The sequence below is a fragment of the Rhizobium sp. BK008 genome (genome assembly GCF_014197345.1).
GTDB classification, from domain to species: domain Bacteria; phylum Pseudomonadota; class Alphaproteobacteria; order Rhizobiales; family Rhizobiaceae; genus Rhizobium; species Rhizobium anhuiense.
Map to the genome: position 1 here is coordinate 1 of NZ_JACIFK010000022.1, position 4,544 is coordinate 4,544.

The 4,544-nt window shown below is 61.9% G+C and carries 6 protein-coding genes; 3 read left to right on the top strand and 3 right to left on the bottom strand.

All coding sequences use genetic code 11. The features are described 5' to 3' along the window. The first annotated feature begins 340 nt into the window (after window positions 1–340). The 3 genes from FHT69_RS33900 to FHT69_RS33910 are packed head-to-tail and all read left to right on the top strand — an operon-like array spanning window position 341 to window position 1,818. Complete coding sequence (locus FHT69_RS33900) at window positions 341–1,105, top strand: heme ABC transporter permease (protein ID WP_183906617.1); 765 nt, start codon at window positions 341–343, stop codon at window positions 1,103–1,105. Window position 1,106: 1 nt separating this feature from the next. Beyond that, the gene (ccmD, locus tag FHT69_RS33905) at window positions 1,107–1,256 is read left to right on the top strand and encodes a heme exporter protein CcmD (protein ID WP_048338558.1); all 150 of its coding nucleotides are present in this window, start codon (window positions 1,107–1,109) and stop codon (window positions 1,254–1,256) included. 1 nt (window position 1,257) lies between these two features. Next, entirely contained in the window at window positions 1,258–1,818 is a 561-nt protein-coding gene (locus FHT69_RS33910; protein WP_047619827.1) for a DsbE family thiol:disulfide interchange protein, read from the top strand. Between the two features lie 337 nt (window positions 1,819–2,155). On the opposite strand, the gene FHT69_RS33915 is transcribed toward FHT69_RS33910, so the two are convergent. The 3 genes from FHT69_RS33915 to FHT69_RS33925 all read right to left on the bottom strand — a co-directional run. Beyond that, window positions 2,156–2,836 carry a CBS domain-containing protein gene (locus FHT69_RS33915; protein ID WP_047619852.1) on the bottom strand — a complete coding sequence of 227 codons (681 nt, stop codon included), beginning with the start codon at window positions 2,834–2,836 and terminating at the stop codon, window positions 2,156–2,158. Window positions 2,837–2,910: 74 nt separating this feature from the next. Then, window positions 2,911–3,378 (bottom strand): cytochrome c-type biogenesis protein CcmH, encoded by a 468-nt coding sequence (locus FHT69_RS33920; RefSeq protein WP_183906618.1) that lies wholly within the window; start codon window positions 3,376–3,378, stop codon window positions 2,911–2,913. Further along, the coding region (locus tag FHT69_RS33925; protein WP_281414295.1) for a heme lyase CcmF/NrfE family subunit at window positions 3,375–4,544 on the bottom strand (1,170 nt) is incomplete at its 5' end. The genes FHT69_RS33925 and FHT69_RS33920, both read right to left, overlap by 4 nt.

Sequence of the window (4,544 nt, forward strand, 5' to 3'; positions counted from 1 at the left end):
TTGCCGCGGTGACGTTCGAGATCGGCAAAAACGCGGTAACGGCCCTCGGCATGAAGCCCGTCCAGCTCGTTTTTGAAAAACGCTTCGAAATCCATATGCACGCTCCCCTGTGTGGTCCGAGCAATACATTGTGAGGGGTTGGGCGTATTTGATCTTGATCAAGTCGGATGAAGCCCGCGCACCAGGCGGGCGGCTGACGCGCCGGGACCAGCCACGACGAACTGTCCCTTAGCCGCCTGCTGATCGCGGCGGCCGGTCATTCCAATCGTTGCAGCCGACAGGTCGGTTGTTTGATCAACATCAATTATCGGAACGGCGTCTGGCATTAAAGCTCGAAGGTATGAGCTCAATTCCACATCTTAAAAACGCAATCGTCGGCCTTGCACAGCCTGCCAGGTTCCTGGAACTGTCCGAACGCCTGCTTCCTGCACTTGCCGCCCTGACCGCATTCTGCTTCGCGATCGGCCTCTATCTGAGCTTCAGCTCCGACGTCGACTATCAACAGGGGGTAACCGTCAGGATCATGTATGTCCACGTCCCCGCAGCGTGGATGGCCATCCTCTGCTATACGACGATGACCGCCAATGCCATCGGCTCGTTGGTCTGGCGGCATCCCCTGGCCGACGTTGCGGCGCGCGTCGCCGCTCCCCTTGGCGCCGCCTTCACCTTCGTGTCGCTCGTGACCGGCGCGATCTGGGGCAAGCCCATGTGGGGCACATGGTGGGTATGGGACGCCCGCCTGACATCGATGTTCGTGCTCTTCATCATGTATCTCGGCATATTGGCGATCTACCGGGCGATCGACGATCCGGCTCGCGCCGCCCGTGTCACGGCGGTCCTGATCGTCGTGGGTTTCGTCAATATTCCGATCATCAAGTTTTCCGTCGATTGGTGGAACACGCTGCATCAGCCCGCCAGCGTGCTGCGGCTGGGCGGCCCCGCCCTCGACGTCGAGTTTCTACGCCCTCTGCTGGTCATGGGAGTGGCGTTCTCAGCGCTGTTTGCCACGCTCTACGTCGCATCGATAAGAAACGAGATCTGGCGACGGAAGCTGATCAGGCATGACAGGCTCGCAGCAAAAGCCGCTGCTCACCGGGAGACTTGAAATGAACCACGAACACTATGTTCTTGCGGCGTATTTGCTCACCTTCGTGGTCATGGTCACGGCGACGTTGAAGGTCTGGTTCTCAGGACGACGCTACCGCCGTCGGATCGAGGCGCTGGCACGACGTCGGCAGCCTCGCGGAGACCGCTAGGATGCGACGCTACGCCTTCGCTGCGATTCCGCTTGTCGCGTTTCTCGGGATTGCGGGTGCCGTCGCCAATACGCTGTATCGCGAATCCGTGGACGGATATTCCCCCGCCGCTATTCCTTCGGCGTTGGCGGGACGCCGACATCCAGCCGTCGATCTCGCGCCGCTTGCCGGTCTTCAAGCGCCTGGGCTGAACGATCACACAGTTGATGGCCACATCGCCATCGTCAACATCTTCGCGTCCTGGTGCGTTCCCTGTCGGCTCGAACACCCGGCGCTGATGAAACTCGCCAAAGATTCTCGCATAAAGCTGGTCGGCATCAACTATAAGGATGCTCCAGAAAAGGCCGCAGCCTTCCTTCAGGAAAACGGCAATCCGTTCGCGGCAATCGGAATCGACACCACGGGAAGAAGTTCGATCGACTGGGGAGTCTACGGCGTCCCGGAAACATTCGTTATCGATCGCGCGGGACGAATCTTCCTGAGACATGTCGGGCCGATCGACGAGAAAAGCCTCGCGACGGATATCCTACCCGCTCTGGAAAAGATCATCGCCGCCGAATAAGCGGGGCCTCTTCCAGCCGTGTTTGACCTCCATCAAAGAAACGGCCTCGCCTATTGCGTATGTCGGTTTGGCGGGTCGGGATTTTCCCGTGTCAAGGGGGGAAACTTGACAGAGGCTCGCTCGGTTTTGGGGCGCAACACCGAGTGAGCCTCCTCGCGTCAGATTACCCTCACCAATGAGCACCGTGCGGAGACGCCGAGAGCGACAGCCGAAGCCGCGCCGCTAATTCCAGCAAAAAGTGTGTCGCGGTTTTGCGTCCGGAATTGCGTGAAAACAAATGGGGCGCGGGATGAACTGTTTCCACGCCGTGGCAAAGATCTAGCTTGGACGTGCTGTTTCAGCCCCTTTCGGTTACGGTCAGCCGAGCGATCTGGAGCCGATCCCGATAGGCGCCGACGCCCAGGCTTTCGACCAGGGTGCGAACAGCCTTTTGCTTCAACTCCGACTCCACGTTGCCATCGAGTGTCACCTGGCCGTTCTTCACGGTCACTTGGACCTTCTGAGGCGTTATCCCCAACTCGGACCTCAGGCGCGTTCGAACCGCCAGCCTGATCGATTCATCTTCCTTTGGCAGCGGCGCCGTCTGGGCATTGATGATCAGGCCGAGGATGTCTCTGCGGCTGACAATCCCGACAAGACGTCCGTCCTCAACGATCGGTAGCCGCTTGATCCGGTGCGCCTGGAGGCTTTCGGCGATATCCGATACCTCGCTGTCGGGGCACGCCACGATCACATCCTGAGACATGACATCGGCGACACACCAGCCATTCCTGGAAATATATCGCTCAAGATCGATCTCCGATATCATTTCGGGCGCGCGGGCGGCGCGGGGGGAGAATCGGATCTCTTTCCGCAGCAGCAGATCGCCCTCCGTCAGCATTCCGCAGACGCGGCCTTCGTCGTCAATGACAGGAAGACCGCTGACGTTGTTTTGCATCATGACGGCGACGGCGTGGCGTATACCGACCGCTGGACCGATCGATACCACGTTGGTGGTCATTATGTCCTTCGCCTGCATTGTCCTGCCTCGTTTATAGGAATTGTTGCTGGAATGACGATAATGCGAGCTCGTCGAGCCGCCATTGATCTTCGTCAAACAATGCGATCTTCGCCAAGAAGCTCGCTCAGCTTCGCCTGTTCGTCGGCTGTCAGCTTGCTGCCGGTCGGCTTGCCGGCCCTCTTGCGCGCAAAGACCAGCAATGACAGCCCGCCGGCGAGCACCAGCAGCACCGGTGCGCCCCAGAGCAGCACCGTCTTCATGCCGATACGCGGCTTCAGCAGCACGAACTCGCCATAGCGCGAGACGATATAGTTCAGCACCGCCTCGTCGCTGTCGCCATCGGCGATGCGCTCGCGCACCAGCAGGCGCAGATCCTTGGCGAGATCGGCATTGGAATCGTCGATCGACTGGTTCTGGCAGACCATGCAGCGCAGTTCCGCCGACAGGGCGCGGGCCCGCGCCTCGAGCGCCGGATCGGCCAGCACCTCGTCCGGATTGACGGCAAAGGCGGGGGCCGCCATCAGCAGCAAAGCGAAAGCCAGCAAGAGACGCCGCATCATTCCGCCGGCTCCATTGCAGCAGCAGGCTTCGCGGCTTTCGCCTTCCTACGCGGGGCGCCGACGCGCAGGCGGCGGTCGGTGAGCGAGACGAGGCCGCCGAAGGCCATGATCACCGTTCCGCCCCAGATGCAGAGAATGAACGGCTTCCACCAGATGCGCACGACGATGCCGCCGTCCTTGGTGGCGTCGCCGAGCGAGACATAGAGCTGGCTAAGCCCGAAAGTCAGAATGCCGGCCTCCGTCGTCGGCATCTGCCGGGCGGTGTAAAGACGCTTGGCCGACCAGGTATCGGCCACCGCGACACCGGCGCGCCGGATGGTGAAGTGGCCGCGCTCCTCGGTATAGTTCGGCCCGGTCGCCGGCTGCATGCCGTCGAAATGCAGGCTGTAACCGCCGGCCTCGGTCACCTCGCCGGGCTTCATCTCGATGACGTGTTCGCTCTGGAAGGTCGTGACGGCGACGATGCCGAGCACGGTGACGCCGAGCCCGGCATGGGCAAGAGCGGTGCCGAAGGCCGAACGTGGCAGGCCGGAAAGCCGGCGCCAGGCGACACTGGCGGAAACCTTGCCGATGCCGGCGCGATACCAGAGATCGGCGATGGCGCCGAGGATGAGGAACAGGCCGGCCGCCAGCCCGAGCACTGACAGCACCGGTCCGCCATGTTGGACATAGAAGAAGACCACGGCGGCCAGGAAGGCGAGAGCCGCGACGACATAGAGCCGCTGCAGGGCGCCGAGCAGATCGCCGCGCTTCCAGGAAAGCATCGGCCCGAAGGGCACGATGACGATCAGCGGCGCCATCAGCAGGCCGAAGGTCAGGTTGAAGAAGGGCGGTCCGACGGAGATCTTGTCGCCGGTCAGCGTCTCCAGCAGCAGCGGATAGAGCGTGCCTGTCAGCACCGTGCCGCAGGCGACCGTCAGGATCAGATTGTTGACGACGAGCGCGCCCTCACGCGAGATCGGCGCAAACAGCCCGCCGGCAGCGAGCCGCGGCGCGCGGAAGGCAAACAGCGACAGCGCCCCGCCGATGAAGATCAGCAGGATGCAGAGAATGAAGACGCCGCGGGTGGGGTCGCTGGCAAAGGCATGCACCGAGGTCAGCACGCCGGAGCGCACCAGGAAGGTGCCCATCAGCGACAGCGAGAAGGTGAGGATGGCAAGCAGCAC